Source organism: Wenyingzhuangia fucanilytica (assembly GCF_001697185.1).
In the GTDB taxonomy this organism is placed as follows: Bacteria; Bacteroidota; Bacteroidia; order Flavobacteriales; family Flavobacteriaceae; genus Wenyingzhuangia; species Wenyingzhuangia fucanilytica.
Map to the genome: position 1 here is coordinate 2,674,756 of NZ_CP014224.1, position 14,834 is coordinate 2,689,589.

General features: G+C 32.1%; 18 protein-coding genes. All 18 read left to right on the top strand.

What is annotated here, in order from left to right; genetic code table 11:
* The 18 genes from AXE80_RS14530 (at window position 1) to AXE80_RS10830 (ending at window position 14,782) form a co-directional block, all read left to right on the top strand.
* A complete protein-coding gene (locus tag AXE80_RS14530; protein ID WP_257746333.1) occupies window positions 1–129 on the top strand; it encodes a hypothetical protein in 129 nt (42 codons plus the stop codon).
* Window positions 126–3,242, top strand: a complete 3,117-nt coding sequence (locus AXE80_RS10760; protein WP_068827147.1) for a CHC2 zinc finger domain-containing protein — start codon at window positions 126–128, stop codon at window positions 3,240–3,242. The genes AXE80_RS14530 and AXE80_RS10760 overlap by 4 nt, the downstream gene beginning before the upstream one ends.
* Before the next feature lie 172 nt (window positions 3,243–3,414).
* Complete coding sequence (locus AXE80_RS10765) at window positions 3,415–3,603, top strand: hypothetical protein (protein ID WP_068827148.1); 189 nt, start codon at window positions 3,415–3,417, stop codon at window positions 3,601–3,603.
* Between the two features lie 21 nt (window positions 3,604–3,624).
* Window positions 3,625–3,903, top strand: a complete 279-nt coding sequence (locus tag AXE80_RS10770) for a hypothetical protein (protein WP_068827149.1) — start codon at window positions 3,625–3,627, stop codon at window positions 3,901–3,903.
* Window positions 3,904–3,911: 8 nt separating this feature from the next.
* A complete protein-coding gene (locus AXE80_RS10775; RefSeq protein WP_068827150.1) occupies window positions 3,912–4,178 on the top strand; it encodes a hypothetical protein in 267 nt (88 codons plus the stop codon).
* A gap of 24 nt (window positions 4,179–4,202) precedes the next feature.
* Entirely contained in the window at window positions 4,203–4,463 is a 261-nt protein-coding gene (locus AXE80_RS10780; protein ID WP_068827151.1) for a hypothetical protein, read from the top strand.
* A gap of 5 nt (window positions 4,464–4,468) precedes the next feature.
* The gene (locus AXE80_RS14380; RefSeq protein WP_157359394.1) at window positions 4,469–4,633 is read left to right on the top strand and encodes a hypothetical protein; all 165 of its coding nucleotides are present in this window, start codon (window positions 4,469–4,471) and stop codon (window positions 4,631–4,633) included.
* Between the two features lie 2 nt (window positions 4,634–4,635).
* A complete protein-coding gene (locus AXE80_RS14535; RefSeq protein WP_257746337.1) occupies window positions 4,636–4,767 on the top strand; it encodes a hypothetical protein in 132 nt (43 codons plus the stop codon).
* Between the two features lie 14 nt (window positions 4,768–4,781).
* Window positions 4,782–4,958 (top strand): hypothetical protein, encoded by a 177-nt coding sequence (locus AXE80_RS14385; protein WP_157359395.1) that lies wholly within the window; start codon window positions 4,782–4,784, stop codon window positions 4,956–4,958.
* Between the two features lie 8 nt (window positions 4,959–4,966).
* Window positions 4,967–5,296 (top strand): hypothetical protein, encoded by a 330-nt coding sequence (locus tag AXE80_RS10785; protein ID WP_068827152.1) that lies wholly within the window; start codon window positions 4,967–4,969, stop codon window positions 5,294–5,296.
* Between the two features lie 218 nt (window positions 5,297–5,514).
* Window positions 5,515–5,706, top strand: coding sequence for a hypothetical protein (locus AXE80_RS10790; RefSeq protein WP_068827153.1), 192 nt, complete (start codon window positions 5,515–5,517; stop codon window positions 5,704–5,706).
* Between the two features lie 157 nt (window positions 5,707–5,863).
* Entirely contained in the window at window positions 5,864–6,115 is a 252-nt protein-coding gene (locus AXE80_RS10795) for a hypothetical protein (protein WP_068827154.1), read from the top strand.
* Window positions 6,116–6,869: 754 nt separating this feature from the next.
* Entirely contained in the window at window positions 6,870–7,316 is a 447-nt protein-coding gene (locus AXE80_RS10805; RefSeq protein WP_068827158.1) for a hypothetical protein, read from the top strand.
* Window positions 7,316–10,237, top strand: a complete 2,922-nt coding sequence (locus AXE80_RS10810; RefSeq protein WP_068827160.1) for a hypothetical protein — start codon at window positions 7,316–7,318, stop codon at window positions 10,235–10,237. The genes AXE80_RS10805 and AXE80_RS10810 overlap by 1 nt, the downstream gene beginning before the upstream one ends.
* A 51-nt stretch (window positions 10,238–10,288) precedes the next feature.
* A complete protein-coding gene (locus AXE80_RS10815; RefSeq protein ID WP_068827162.1) occupies window positions 10,289–10,909 on the top strand; it encodes a hypothetical protein in 621 nt (206 codons plus the stop codon).
* Between the two features lie 98 nt (window positions 10,910–11,007).
* A complete protein-coding gene (locus tag AXE80_RS10820) occupies window positions 11,008–11,538 on the top strand; it encodes a hypothetical protein (protein ID WP_068827164.1) in 531 nt (176 codons plus the stop codon).
* Window positions 11,539–11,696: 158 nt separating this feature from the next.
* A complete protein-coding gene (locus tag AXE80_RS10825) occupies window positions 11,697–12,596 on the top strand; it encodes a S49 family peptidase (RefSeq protein ID WP_068827166.1) in 900 nt (299 codons plus the stop codon).
* 11 nt (window positions 12,597–12,607) lie between these two features.
* The gene (locus AXE80_RS10830) at window positions 12,608–14,782 is read left to right on the top strand and encodes a type IV pilus assembly protein FimV (protein WP_068827168.1); all 2,175 of its coding nucleotides are present in this window, start codon (window positions 12,608–12,610) and stop codon (window positions 14,780–14,782) included.
* Window positions 14,783–14,834: the final 52 nt, after the last annotated feature.

Here is a 14,834-nt window from a genome sequence, read left to right on the forward strand (position 1 = left end):
ATGATTATTTCAGATTTAAACGCTTACACAAAAGAGATTCTTAAAACTGATGAGCGTTTAAAAAACGTAATAGCCTACAAAAGACCATTGACCATTGAAGATTACTATCATAAATATTTAGCAAAATGACTTACATACCAGACGATAAGAAAAACGAAATTATAGAAAAAGCAACGTTAGAAAACGTTTTAAATGATTTTCATTCATTTAAAAAGTCTGGTTCTAGTAAGGTTACAGATTGCCCTAAATGTGGTGGAAAAGACAAACTAACCTTTACTCCTGCTAAAAAGGTAGTTAAATGTTTTGTGTGTGATTTAGGTGTAAAAACCCCTGCCAATTATTTAAAAAAGTTCCATGGTAAAAACTTTGTAGAAACGTTAACAGATTTAGCTAGAATAGAAAATATTAGTATAGATGATATTCCACCTGCTCCTAAAACACAGAAAAAAAGCAAGTTGGTAGCATCTGTTAAAAATTTACCGGTTAAACCCAAACCACAAACTCCAAAATATACTAATGGTTCTTATTTAGATGCTATGCTAAAAGAATCTGGTTTAACCATGGAGGATATTACTAGTGAAATACAGGTAGATGAGAATACAAAAGTGTTAACACCAGCTTTTCAAACTGGCTCTGTAGATGCCGCTTTTAAAATTATTCCTGGTGTAGATGTTATTATAAAATACTACGATTTAGAAAGTAAGCCAATGACTTACTATAAAAAATTGGCAAATGGAAACATATCTCCTAAACCATTGGAGTTTTATAGAGTTCGTTATCAAACCCCAGAGGCACATTTAGATAGTAAAGGAAAACCTACCAAATATAGATCACCTTATGGTTCAGATACCAAAGTATATTTACCTAAAATATTAAGAGAAAAATATCAACAAGGTTCTAGAATTAAAACTCTTTATATACAAGAAGGAGAAAAGAAAGCAGAAAAAGCATGTAAACACAACATGATTTCTGTGGGTGTTATGGGAATTCACAACATTGCAAGTAAAAAAAGTTTGCCTGCAGAATTTGAATTAATCATACGAAAATGTCAAGTAGAAAATGTAGTATTTGTTTTAGACGCAGATTGGAACGAATTAGGAAGTTTAGAAAAAGGTGCTCCTGCAGATTACAGACCTTATTCATTTTACAAAGCGGTTCAAAACTTTAAAGACTATTTCTATGCATTTACCAACAATGCTATTTATTTAAACATCTTTTTTGCACACGTAAAAGAAAACCAATCTAAAGACAAAGGTTTAGATGATTTGTTAACCAATACGTTATATGGTGCCGAAGACAAGCTAGAAGCTCAATGTGAAAAAGCAATGGTAGATCCTTCTGGAGTTGCTGATTATTTACAATTTTATAAAATCACTTCTCAGTCAGACTACAAAATAAAGGAACTTTGGCACATACAGTCTACTCAAGCATTTATAGAGCACTATAAAGATGAAATTAAAAAAGCCAACATAGAGGTTTTTACTGCAGGTAGAATTAAATGGAGGTTTACAGAAGATGATAAGGTAGAAATGGCTCAACCCATAGAAGTTCAAGAAACTTATTGGGATGAACAAACCAAAAAAATAAAAGGTGGTGGTACAGAGGTTACAGGTATAAAATTTAATTATAACAGGTGTTATAAATTTTTACAAAACAGAGGTTTTGGTCGTTACAAGTTGTCAGAAAAAGAATACCTGTTTATCCATAAAGAAAACACCATTGTTAAAGAAGTAAATGCTAGTTATATAAAAGACTTTATTATAGATTTTACTAGAGCTTTAGGTGAGTTTGAGTATGAAAACGTTCTAAACCTTTTGTTTTCTGGTGGGAAACAATATTTAGGAGATGCTTCTTTAGGAAACCTACAATACGATGATCCTAATTTCCATAACAACGATATTGGTGTACAGTATATGTTTTTTAAAGACAATTATTGGAAAATTACCAAAGATGGAATAGAAGAAAACTTATTACAGAACTTGCCAGGATATGTTTGGAAAGATAAAATTAGAGACTTTAAGCCTAAAAAATTAAATGCTTTAATAGAAAACATTACCAAAATAGATGATGAAGTAGTAAAAGCCAATCCGTCTTTAAAAAACTACCAAGGAGACAATTGGTTATTTGACATTACAGATACTGGTGATGAATGTGATTTTTTAAGATTTTTATTCAACGCATCAGACTTTAACCACCAAAACCATACACGTGATGAAAGTACGTATACCATAGAAGAACAACTAGACAGAAATAAGCATTTTTTAAACAAACTAAGCTGTTTAGGTTTTTTACTACACGAGTACAGAAATCCAGATGTGTTAAAAGCTGTAGTAGCTATGGATGGTAAAGATTCAGAAGGTTCTGCTTCTAATGGTAGATCTGGTAAATCTTTACTTGGAGAATTTGTGCGTTGGCTAATTAAAACAAAATACATTCCTGGTACCAAAAACAATTTAACCGAAGATAAATATATATGGGAAGGAATAGACGAACGTACTTGTTTAGTGTTTATAGATGACGTTTTGGCCAACTTTAACTTTAAAAGAATATTCCCAGAAATAACAGGAGATTTTGAAGTAGAAGGAAAAGGAGATAAAAAAATTACCATTCCAAAAGAAAAAGCTCCAAAGTTTTACATTACCACCAACCACGCTTTAAAAGGAGAAGGTGGTTCTTATAATGACAGACAAATAGGAGTGGCTTTTTCAGACTGGTACAGCGAGCATTACAAACCAACTAATGACAGTACTAATAACTCTAAATTCTTTGAATATTGGGATTATACCCAAGCCAATTTAAGCACCAATTTAGCAGCTACAGCATTACAGGTTTATTTTCAATTTGGAATTATACAAGCACCAACTAAAAAATTAAAACGCAGAAAGTTAAGACAAGATATTGGAGAAGATTTTATGGAGTGGGCAGATGAAATTTTTTCAGACTATAACAACCTAAATAAAAAACTACCGAAATCTGGTTTGTACAACGGAGTGTTACATCCTAACAGTAAGTCTTCTTTTTCTGGATTGTCTTTTATTCAAAAATACCCACAGCAAAAAATATACACCAATCCTAGAAAATTTAAAGAAAAGCTTATCAAATATGCAGAATACAAAGGTTACATATTTAACCCAAGTAGTAACGGTGATAATATTAAAATAAACAGTGTAGAGTATGTAGAAATGTTTGTTTCAGAAGAAGAATTGCAAACGTTAATTAACCAATCTAATGAAGTTTTTTAAACATGAAAAAATGTAAACATAACGGACTTAAAAAACTAATTGTAATAGAAGCTTTTGCAGAACACGAGGTAGTAAAAACACAATGCTGTTTGTGTAACAAAATGTTAGTGTTTTTACCAAAACCATCATTTATAAAAAGAGTTAAAAAACGTGTATTAAAAATCCTTAAAAAATGAAAACACTCTACGTAATAAGAACCAACAAAATAGAATTACAGCTAAAATGGAAAATTCCATGTACAGCATTCCCTTTTGAGGTTTTTGTAAGAAGCAACTCCAAAGGAATAGTAAACTGGAAAAAAACAACAGTGTACACCTTAGATGAAGTAGTAGCCAGAGGAAATACAAAAATTATTAAATAAACCCAATCATTCAAAAAATCCATGTCAAACAACGCTAAAAACCACCAAGAAGAAATTAAAGCTCTACATCTTAAAGTAGAAGATATTATTCATAAGAATAATTCAGACTATTCAATTGAAAACATTTCTGTAAAATATGAACATGATCAATTTTATTATGAAGTATGTATCCTTACTCACAAAGCAGACGAGCCTAATTTTAGAATAGATGAAACTTCAATAGAATTATTGTTAATGGGTTTAGAGTATTTAATTCTAAAAAAAGTTACTGAATACGAAATCTTTAACACTTTAAAATAACGTAACCCATGGAAAAAACATTAGAAGTATTCATTTTAGTTTTTTACGGATTTGTGTTTTGCTACATTTTTAGATTGTGCCAGGAGTATTATCAATCTAAAAAACCAAGAGGCATCCCTAAATATAAAAACCCACCACCACCTCCTGCAAAACAAAATAGATGCTGTGGTCGTTGCGATGGTGTTCATGATATCTGTGTTTCTGATATGATTTGTAAAGAACACAATACTAGTGGTTGCGAACACTGTTATGGACCACGAAACCCAAATAATTAAACCCAATCATTCAAAATAAATATTATGAAAATCATAAAAATTGTAGATCTCCCAAATAACATACAAGTATTGCTAAAAAGAGGTTACTGCGAAAACAGCAAGCCTGTAATTACAATTACTTTTTTCACGGCTTTAGGCAATTTAATGCTAACTGCAGCTTTAGACATTCCTTTTGAAAATGAAATAGATCGTGATGATGAATTTGAGTTTAGATTTATTCTTACTACTCATAAATTATTAGAAATATTTTCTACGCTTAGAAAAGAAATTGAATCTCAAACGTAAAGGCTATGTCAGTAACCCACAACAAAAACAATACTTATAGAATTTTTTATGTAGATGGAGGAGTTTCAACTTACAGATGTTCTGCAAAAACCATTGAGAAAAATTTTAGACAAAACCAGGAGATTGAATTCTACCAAGAAGAAATGAAACTAACCTCAAAAACAGCTTAATTATGAAAAACCAACATCAAGATCCAGACAAATTAACATCACCACAAAAAGCAAAAATATTAATTGCTGTAATTCTGCTTATCTGCTTTTTTTCATCCATAGCCATTTTTTGTACCGAAAAAGGATTGTTATAACTAAAACCTATAAAATGAAAAGTTTCAATTTAAACATACAAATAGAAGTTTCTGGAGACACAGAAAAATTAACAGAGCAAGATGTAATAGATTTTATAATCTACTCCGTTGGTAGTGGTTCTTTGTCTCCAAACAATCCGTTAATCACAGAAGAATCAGATTGCGAAATAGATAACGTAGAACTTTATTAAATAGCCTTATGAAAACAGATTTACCACAACAGTATTTAGACTTAATAGGAACCGTTCAAAGGTTTAAAGGATATTTATTTAGCTATAAAATTTTAAAAAAGAATTATGAAGATTATAATGTTTTGGATTGGAGATGGGGTTCTGCAAAAGTTTACGATACCAAAACTAATAGAGAAAAACACCCAACCGTTGAGTTTCTTTTAAAAAATGATTCAATGAAAAAATCTCAATGGAGCAAAGGTTTTCCTGTTAGAGAAATTGAACTTAAAGAGGAGTGTTATAAAACAGGTAAAGATTGTGAGTATAACTGTATTGGCTTGTGTAAAGAATCAGTTTAGCTACTCCTCAGTCTTTTGCAGTAATTGTGCTACAACTTGCCGCAGCTAGGGTTAGGCAGAGAAAACATCGAAGATTTTTCGAGCCGTAACACCTAGCGGATAGAGAGAAAACCAACTTAGTGAAAACAACAAAACTGCTTGACTTTAGCTGCTGTTGGCTACTGTTGTTTTTAAAGCGGTGGCAACTTTGAGAGGTACGAACAAAAATATATACAAAGATGAAAATAGATATAACTAAAAGACAATTAGAAGCAATTTTTGAATTAGCAACTGCTATTGAAGGGATGTTAGGATGTAGTGATGGCGATATTGATGGCGATGTTAATTTTGATAAAGAAATGACAAAGGAACTTAAATGTATTAATAGACTTTTCATTAAAAATGGATATCAGCCTCCTTCTAACGTGTAGAGGGCAAAAAAAACAATTGTTGCCAACATGCCGCATATAAGAAGCGTAAGCTTCGCATATGCTTTTTATGTGCTGTTGGCTACTGTTGTTTTTAAAGCGATGGCAACTTTGAGAGGTACGAACAAAAATATATACAACAATTTAACACAATGTCACCATGGATAAAAAAATAGCAATAATTGGATTAAATGGTATAGGTAGAGTTGAAGCTATAAAACTTCTTAAAGAAGAATGTAAAAGCGTTGTTATTAGCCCTATTGATTTTGAAAAATTAAGCGATTGGGTTGAGCCTTATAAAGGAGAAGAAATAACTACTAAAAAATACAAAGAAGGTAAAGTGAACTCTTTTGTATTTAAACCCAAGGAATATAAAGATTATCCAACAAAAGGGAGTAAATACCACAAATAACAGGTAGATGGCAAAAAAACAATTGTTGCCAACACCGGCTATGAGTACCCTTTTGCATAAAAGGTACTTATAGCATGTTTTGTCTGCAGGTTATCACAACCTTTTATTAAATCCGATCTAGTTTAGAAACAAACAGGTCGGATTCTTTTTTGCAGTCCAGAATACATTTATCTAACACGCTTAAATAATAAGCACGCTCCTCTCCTATTGCATCACTCCTGTTTATTTGCTCCAGAATATCTCTTTGAATTCTGTTCAGTAATATTGTTTGCTGCAGATTTATATAATCACTTTCAAACCCAAACAAATCATTTTTAAAAGCTTCTGTAAAACTTTTTAAATGTTTATTAGTAAAGTACTCGCAAACTTGTTTTATAGTCTCCTGGTTCATTTATATAATAGCACGAAGCACTTCGTCCTCGTTAACATTTTAAGAATTAAGCAAATTAAAGTTTATCATATACCTTGTTTTTCTCTTTTCCCCCTGCACCCCCTATTATTAAAAAAAGAGACAGGTGCTTTTGTGTGAAAAAACGTAAACCATATATAATAATCTTCTTTTTTTAGTTAAAAAACATAATAATAATTAGAAAAAACTGTGCTTTTGTGCTTTTAATTATAAATACTTAAAAACCAATACATTAAAAAAGCATTTTTTGAGTACTTTTCAGCACTTTAGCACAATTACAATGTTTTAAACAGTAAAAAAACAGGTGTCCTTTTACCAATCATCCTTTACAATTATTATTGTAATATGGGATTAGACACTAGAAATACAGCCTTATTTAACAACATCAAAACGGTGTATTTACAATCTGTAAAAAACGGACTGTTAGGTAATTTTCAGCAAGTATATGCTACCTATACAAAAACAGTATTTACAAGTCAACCTGCTAACACAGATAACGGAATTGTATACAATACAAAGTTACAAGTTCTGTATCCTGGTTTATCATCAACAGATTTTCAAGCCTTTCATAGTTTATTGTTAGATGAATATTTTGTAATCATTCTAACAGCTACCAATGATTATTATGAAATATGTAGTAGGCAAAACCCACTAGAACTAAGCGTAGATTTTGATATTAACAAAGGAACTACCCTTGTGTTTTCTGGAAACCAAATATTACCACCCAACAACATTGCAATGTTAGATAATGAATCTATTGATCTGGCTTGCTCACTAAACATTAATTTATAATGAGCTTAAAGAAACTTTTATTCGAACAAAAAGAAGGAATCGTAGAAAAAAAGGTTAGAAAGAACCAAGTTTGGGATGATGATTTAAACGATATTCTTAACAACTACAACACTTCACTTGTAGAAATTTTAAGTAAGTTAACTGGGCAAACTTTTACTGAAGACGAAAAAGAAATAGACCTTAGTACTTTGCCTACTACTGCAAAAAACTTTTTAGGATCTATTATTGAGTTAAAGTTATATTTAGATGATAAAATATACATTTTAACTTCAGCTATTGAAAACCTTAATACAGGAGAAACTGCCAAATATTTTGATACCAGAGCCGATGCTACTGCGTATTGGACTTTGTTAGATGGAGCAGGAAATACTCCTGCAGAAACTTTTAAATTCCAAATTGGGGATACGGAATATCACAGATTTGATGCTTCTGTAACTCCAGAGAGAACAACTAAGGTTGGGGATGTTATTCAGCTAACAGATGATGCAAATGATGTAGATCAAGATAAGGGAGCGAAGGTTAGTATTGTAAAAGAAAACAGGAGTAGAATAGAGTTAATAAATGATGCTACTACTATTACAACTGGTAAAAACTTACTAGATTCTCGACCTAGCAATATGATTGATGGTTATAGAATTAAGGTTGCTTTAACAGGTTATGACCCTATTGGGGCAGCTACATTGATTGCGACTAAACCTATTCGTTTGGAATATGGGGAAACCTATTTTATTAGTGGTGATGGTTTGGCTCACGAAACCCCTAGAGCGTTGTTTTTAGAGAGTCCTGTAGTTACTAATGGTATTGTTTCTGGAAGTGCTGTAAGTGCTAATATGACAGAGATAACAGGAGGTTATACATTTACGGCTAATGATGCCGATAGGTTATGGTATTCTGTCGATGTTAATACTGTGTCGAATGGTAGTAATATTATAGACGGAGTGATTCAGCTTGAAAAAACAGCGATAACAGGTTATGAAGCGTATTATAATGTACTATCAACAGATACTAAGAGTAATAAAGAAATAGTTTCTGAACTTGATTCTGTATCTGAAAAAATAGTGACAGGTAAGAATTTGTTTGATTCGAGAGAAACAAATATGAAAACAGGTTTTAGAGTAAATGCCGCATCTACTCAATTCGACCCAAACTCAGGAACTAATTTAGTAGCAGTTAAGCCTATAAAATTAGAGTATGGCAAAACATATACTATTAGCGGTAATGGTTTAGCATGGGGAGCTTCTCCGCGTTCATTTATGGCAAGTAGTGAGTCTGCAACAACAGGTACAACTACTGTGTTTACACCTGTTACAAATGGATTTAGATTTCAAGTTACTGATGAAGATGAAGTATTTTTTACAATAGATTTAAATACTACTACAACAGGCGGAAATGATGTAAGTGGTGTTGTAATGCTAGAAGATGGTAGTGAAGTAACAGAATATGAAGATTATTATTTAAAATTCTCAACAGATGAAGAATTAGGAGTTGATGCTGTTGCTGTTAATAAGATTCACAACATTGTTCCTGTTATTCAAGATACTCATAAGAAATTCCCTTTATTTTTTAATCACAATTTAAAACGTGATAAAAATATAAATGTAGTATTACTAGGAGATAGCATAACTGCAAGAGATTATCACACTACTTATTTTAGTGAGGAAGAACAAACAAAACGACCTCCTTTGATGGTTAGTAAAAATATAGGGTCTGCAATTTTTGACAAATTAACGTGGCAAAATGTTGAGTATTCGAGATGGGATAGGTCTAGCGAGTTTACAGAATCAGCAGCTACATTTGTAACTGTGGAATCAAATAATCTACCATCACAAGGAATATCACAAGGTAATGGTTCGGGTGGCGATGAGTGGTATGACATAGGAGATAGACCATCTGATACAAGAATTTATACAGGTACAGCATTAGCAAGTGTTGAATTTACTATACCTGAAGATTTCTATACTTTTAACTGGATTTATAGAACTGATTTAAAAGGTTGTGAAAATGTTACTGTTACAGTTGATGAGGGTAACGGAAAAGTAGAAGTCTTTAATGGTTCTACATGGGTTGAAGCTAATGGTTATGTAATGTCGATGCGTCATCCTGGTGCTGTTGCGAATAGAATCAATACTAAATTTCAAGAGCGTTTAAGGTTTAGAACTTGTGATGTATATGATGGTGGTAGTTTTGATGAGCGTACAGGCTCTAAGACTATTACTTTAACTAAAAATAGTAGTGATAGTAGATTTTTGTATTGGGGGATTGAGAAATCAAAAGAGCCTTATATTGTTACAGTTATTAACTCTGCAAGAGGTGGAGAGAATATTGCAAGTATGCTTCCTGCAATGAATGATGATTTTTACGATTGGACGGAAACTCCTAATAGTTTTACTTTTTTAATTCACGAAATCTATTTTAATCAAGGTCAAAATGTATATAATGATAGTAAGTCTATTAATGATTTCTTAAATGAATGGGATGATTATTTCTATTCAGAATCTAACTCTTATTCATTTAGAGAGAAAAGCAAGGTATCGACTATTCCATGGCAGAAATACGAAGCCTTACAATGGAATCCAAACTTTACAGTGGGTGGCGGTGGAATTTCAACCACAGAACCTTATGGTTTTAAGACTTGGGATAATGCTACTGACCATCAAAAAACTATACTTGATAACTTTATGTGTTATCTATATCAATATACAGACACGTATAGCGATGAAGTAGGTGTTGCAATGGTAAATACAACTAAAGCATTACTCAATGAAGCTAAGGCTAAGTTTGGGGATGAGTGGTATAAAGCATTTCAATCCACAGGAGTAAAAGGAGAAAGCTTCTTAAATGATATTACACACCCTAACGATTATGGAGTAAAAGTTATTTCTAGTTTTATTAATGCATGGTTCGAGAATAGCTTTATTTAAAAATAACAAACCCCTAGTCTTTAATTAGGCTAGGGTTAATATCAAAATCACATGAACCAAAACTGTTTTCAAATATATTTTTATCCTGTTTTTAAATACGTAAAAAGCGGTTGGATAGTGGCTTCGGAAAATAATGGAGTTGCAATTTTTAAAAGTTCCTTTTGGATTACTTTTTACCAAATCATTAAGCATATTTATGGTATTGAAGTTTTTGGAGTGGATAATCTATTAATATTATTAGTACTACTTACTATTTGGGTAGATGCTAGATATGGTATTAAAAAATCTAAAAAACAATCCAAAATGGCTTTTTTAGAATCAAAAAACTATGCGATTGGAAGTCCAGAACATAAAAAGTTTTTAAGGATTTATGAACTAAAAAAGTTTCAGTTTAAAAAATTACAATACACCTTTTTTAAGTGTTTTACTTTTTTGGCTTATTTGTTTTTTGTGAATCATTTTTTAAAAAGTGACACAGATGGAACCGTAGCCGAAATATTAGGTTTTACGGCTGCAGTAGCATTAAGAATTCCATTGCTTATTTTTTGGTATTTAGACGTAAAAAGTATAGGAGATAACTCAGAATTTGTATATGAAAAGAAAGCCCCAATATTTAAAATTATTGATGATGTTTTAGGATGGCGAATTAAAAAACTACAACACAATGACTAACGTAAGAAACTAAAACAGACAACAATGTTAAAAACACATGATATTTGTTAAAACCAAACCTTACCAAATAACAAGGTAAAACGCTATATTTGAGTACTATGAATTTAGAGAAAACAAGAATAACTCCTTTTCCTTTTCCAGATCATTTGGCTCAATTTTTAATGAGTCAGTTAAATACACCTGTGGAATATATAAATGGTGTACAAACCAAAGCTTTACATATTAAAAACGATAGAATTTTATGCAAAACTATTATTCGTTCTTTAAAAAAAAGTGACAGGCCAATTGTAGTAAAAGAAGGAATTACCCTTTACGTTTCTTTTTCTAAACACGTTAGAAGACACGACAAAGCATGTGAGGAAGCTAGATTTACAGATATGTATTTGCCTCCAGAAGCAATTACTTATATTACAGAATTTTTTGAAACTTTATTTCGCTTATGTTTGGTAAACTATATTGATGGAGCCAAATTTGGAAATGATTACAAAAAAGGAAAACATCACAAGAGCATAAATGAGTTTATGAAAAAATACAAACTCCAAAACTCTCCAACTGCTTTTGAAAAATACAATCAAATGTATAAAAGAGCAAAAAGAACCTCTAAATCCATTGTAAACACTACGTTTTAATAAAAAAGAGACTAACGCGACCCTAAATTTCAGCCAAAATCCTACAAAATTTACTAATAAACACAAATTTTCTAAAAGCCTTATAAATAAAGGCTTTTTTTTGTGTCCTTTTGTAAAACCCCCTTAGCAATTATCATTGTAGTATATAAAATACTGCAATGTCAGAAAATAAAAACTTATTAGCCTTTACAGAGTGGAAATGGGCGGTTTCTCCAGAAGCCTTTTTGGCCTTTAAACCCTATTTCAATTTTTTAATTAATGGAAGTGCAGCTGTTTCAGATATCCATCAGAAAATAGAAGCTCGTTATGTTAGATCTGTTATAGATGGTTCTGGAAACGAACGTGGTTATTCTGCAGAAGAACCTGTGGCCGATGCTATTGGAGTAGTAAGAATTACAGGACCTATTATTAAATATGGAAACTGGTATATGTGGGGAGCAGATGAATTGGTGGCCATGCTACACGCTTTTGATAAAGACCCTAACATTAGAGCTATTGTAATTGTAATAGATTCTGGAGGAGGAATGGTTAGTGCTGCAGCACCTTTTAAAGACTTTTATGCACAAAAAACCAAACCTGTAATTACTATTGGAGATACTTGTGCCTCTTTAGCTGTTTGGTTGCGTTGTGGTGCCGATTACAATTTTGCGGACAATGATATTTCTGCACAATTTGGAAGCATTGGTATTGTAGCCAATTTTATGTCTTTTAAAAAATACTACGAAGAATTAGGTATTAAAGAACATGTTATTTACTCCACCCATTCCGAAGACAAAAACAAAGGTTTTGATATGGCTATGGAAGGTAAGTATGATTTAATTAAGGAAGAACACTTAGATCCGTTGGCTTTAAAATTTAGAGCACACGTAACAGCAAGTTTACCAAACCTAAAAACAGACACTCCAGGTTTATTAACAGGTAAAATGTTTTATGCAGATGATTCTTTAGATATAGGATTGGTACACGAAATAGGAAACTTAAACCAAGCCATTAATAAAGCACATGATTTAGCAGACCAATACGAAGCCAAACAAATACAGAACCGATTTAATAACTAAATAATAATAAGATGAACAAAAAGAAAATCTTAGCCTTTGTAAACAGAGTTTTGGGAACAAACTTTGCCGAAGGTGACCAAGTAAACCCTACGGATGCACAAATGCAACAACTAGATGCTGCTTTTCCTGAAGCTTCAGGAACTGCCAAACAAGTAATTGCGTTTTTAAATGCTAAAGAAAATGAAAACGATAACATTACTGCAGAAATCGTTTCTTTTTTAGCAGAAAACCAACCTACACCTACAGCAACTACAGCAGAAGGAGCTGAAGGAGAAGGAGAACCAACAGGAGCTGCTCCTGCTACAGCAGAAAACCAATTAACCACAGCAGAAGCAATTCAGCAACTAATGGCAGGGTATAAAACTTTAGCAGAAAGAAATACCGAATTAGAAGCAGAAAACAAATTGTTAGGAGAAGAACCAGAAGTAGACACTCCTGTTGCTACTGTAACAAAACCCAATACCCAAGCAATGGCTTTACCAAAACACACCACTACTGCCTTATTTGGTAGTAAATCTCCATTTATGGCTATTGCCGATAAACCATGGAATAGTAACGCAGCAGCAGTTGCTAAAGACGGAATGGAAGCTTTTAAAGCAACCAACTGGGATTCTAGTTTAAACGTAGAAAAGTTAAACGAAGATTTTGGTGCGTATGCTAGAAAGTATTTACCAAAAATTATTGACTTTTTCAAAGATGGTTTAGACTTACCTTCAAACTGGGATGTTATTTCTGGAGTATCTGATGAACTTGCATACACTGCTTTGTTAAATGGAGAAATCACACAAGGGAATTCTAGTGGTTTTAAAGCCAAAAACAAATCAAAATTTGTTGCCATTAAAGGGAAAGTATTCGATATCAAAATTGATATGGAATGGTCAGGTGCAGAACTTAAAAAGTTAGAAAAAACTTGGATTGCAAATTCAATTTTAGACAACAACGGTTCAGACCCTTACAAAATGAGTTTTGTTGCTATGTTGGCAATGAAATTATTAGAAAAAGCACGTTCTGAAGATAAACTAAGATTTATCAAAGGTGTTTATTTTGATAATGATTTGTTAGCTAAACCAGGTGCTTCTATTAATGGTATGAATGGATTATTTAAAGTGATTCAACAAAACATGGGTGTTCACTTCTTACCATTTGATTTGCCAGAAATTACTTCTGCAAATATTTATGATGTGTATGAGCAAGCTGCATTGTTAATTCCAGAAAACAGAAGAAACGACTTATTGCAATGGAACCACTCTAAATTAATGCAAAAATGGTACAAAGCAGCTTACAGAGTTAAGCATGGTTTAGAAAATGATTTTGATGGAGAAGTAGACCATATTGATGGATATCCAAACATGAGGTTTGTAGTAGTTCCTCAATACGAAGGAACAACATTCTTTAATGTTACCACTTGGGATAACATTAAAATGTTAATGGATGAACCAGGAGAAGAAAACATGTTAACTTTTGAAAAAGCTAAACGTAACGTTTGTGCTTTTACAGACTACAAGTTAGGAGCACATGTTGAAATTTTTGGAGCTAAATTAAACGATAGTGATCCATTAGATTACAATAACCAATTATTCTGGTGTAACAACCCTAAAGGATTGTTAGATAAAGTATCTATTCCACAAGCTGCCAATGTAGCAACAGTAGATGTTAAAAATCATAACATAGTGGTTATTGGTGATGAAAACACAGCTGCAACAAACATTACAGCATTAGAAAATGCTACAGTAGGAACAGTGTATGTGTTAAAAGGAAACACTACAACTAACCAAAGTACTGTTAAAAACGGTGCAAACTTAGTGTTAGGTTCAGACTGTGTGTTAACACCAACTACTGAATTGCATTTAATTGCACAAGATGGAGGTAAGTTTATTGAAGTAGATAGAAAAGATTTATCTGCCTCTACAACAATTGTAACCTTAGCTGCAGATGCTACTACTGCAGATGCAAATAACGGTGATGAGTTTAAAACATCTGCAAATACAGGAGCAACTGCTATTACAGATATTGAAAACGCAATTGCAGGAGAATACTACACTATTAGAGGTGGTTCAGATACCAATTCTACAACCATTGCCAATAGTGGTAAATTTAGTTTAACAGCTACCATGACTTTAGCTAATAATACATTTATTGAAGTGTATTACACAGGTTCTAAGTTTGTAGAAGTAAAACGAGGATAGCAAAACAAAACTCCTCTTAACAGGGGAGTTTGTTTTTTTGTTTAACTATTAA

What these genes read in the sequence shown, in the direction of transcription:
- AXE80_RS10785 (WP_068827152.1), top strand. Translation starts at nt 4,967, where the DNA reads ATGAAAACAGATTTACCACAACAGTATTTAGACTTAATAGGAACCGTT.
- AXE80_RS10790 (WP_068827153.1), top strand. Translation starts at nt 5,515, where the DNA reads ATGAAAATAGATATAACTAAAAGACAATTAGAAGCAATTTTTGAATTA.
- AXE80_RS10765 (WP_068827148.1), top strand. Translation starts at nt 3,415, where the DNA reads ATGAAAACACTCTACGTAATAAGAACCAACAAAATAGAATTACAGCTA.
- AXE80_RS10820 (WP_068827164.1), top strand. Translation starts at nt 11,008, where the DNA reads ATGAATTTAGAGAAAACAAGAATAACTCCTTTTCCTTTTCCAGATCAT.
- AXE80_RS10795 (WP_068827154.1), top strand. Translation starts at nt 5,864, where the DNA reads ATGGATAAAAAAATAGCAATAATTGGATTAAATGGTATAGGTAGAGTT.
- AXE80_RS10805 (WP_068827158.1), top strand. Translation starts at nt 6,870, where the DNA reads ATGGGATTAGACACTAGAAATACAGCCTTATTTAACAACATCAAAACG.
- AXE80_RS10775 (WP_068827150.1), top strand. Translation starts at nt 3,912, where the DNA reads ATGGAAAAAACATTAGAAGTATTCATTTTAGTTTTTTACGGATTTGTG.
- AXE80_RS10760 (WP_068827147.1), top strand. Translation starts at nt 126, where the DNA reads ATGACTTACATACCAGACGATAAGAAAAACGAAATTATAGAAAAAGCA.
- AXE80_RS14385 (WP_157359395.1), top strand. Translation starts at nt 4,782, where the DNA reads ATGAAAAGTTTCAATTTAAACATACAAATAGAAGTTTCTGGAGACACA.
- AXE80_RS14535 (WP_257746337.1), top strand. Translation starts at nt 4,636, where the DNA reads ATGAAAAACCAACATCAAGATCCAGACAAATTAACATCACCACAAAAA.
- AXE80_RS10780 (WP_068827151.1), top strand. Translation starts at nt 4,203, where the DNA reads ATGAAAATCATAAAAATTGTAGATCTCCCAAATAACATACAAGTATTG.
- AXE80_RS10770 (WP_068827149.1), top strand. Translation starts at nt 3,625, where the DNA reads ATGTCAAACAACGCTAAAAACCACCAAGAAGAAATTAAAGCTCTACAT.
- AXE80_RS14380 (WP_157359394.1), top strand. Translation starts at nt 4,469, where the DNA reads ATGTCAGTAACCCACAACAAAAACAATACTTATAGAATTTTTTATGTA.
- AXE80_RS14530 (WP_257746333.1), top strand. Translation starts at nt 1, where the DNA reads ATGATTATTTCAGATTTAAACGCTTACACAAAAGAGATTCTTAAAACT.
- AXE80_RS10815 (WP_068827162.1), top strand. Translation starts at nt 10,289, where the DNA reads ATGAACCAAAACTGTTTTCAAATATATTTTTATCCTGTTTTTAAATAC.
- AXE80_RS10810 (WP_068827160.1), top strand. Translation starts at nt 7,316, where the DNA reads ATGAGCTTAAAGAAACTTTTATTCGAACAAAAAGAAGGAATCGTAGAA.
- AXE80_RS10825 (WP_068827166.1), top strand. Translation starts at nt 11,697, where the DNA reads ATGTCAGAAAATAAAAACTTATTAGCCTTTACAGAGTGGAAATGGGCG.
- AXE80_RS10830 (WP_068827168.1), top strand. Translation starts at nt 12,608, where the DNA reads ATGAACAAAAAGAAAATCTTAGCCTTTGTAAACAGAGTTTTGGGAACA.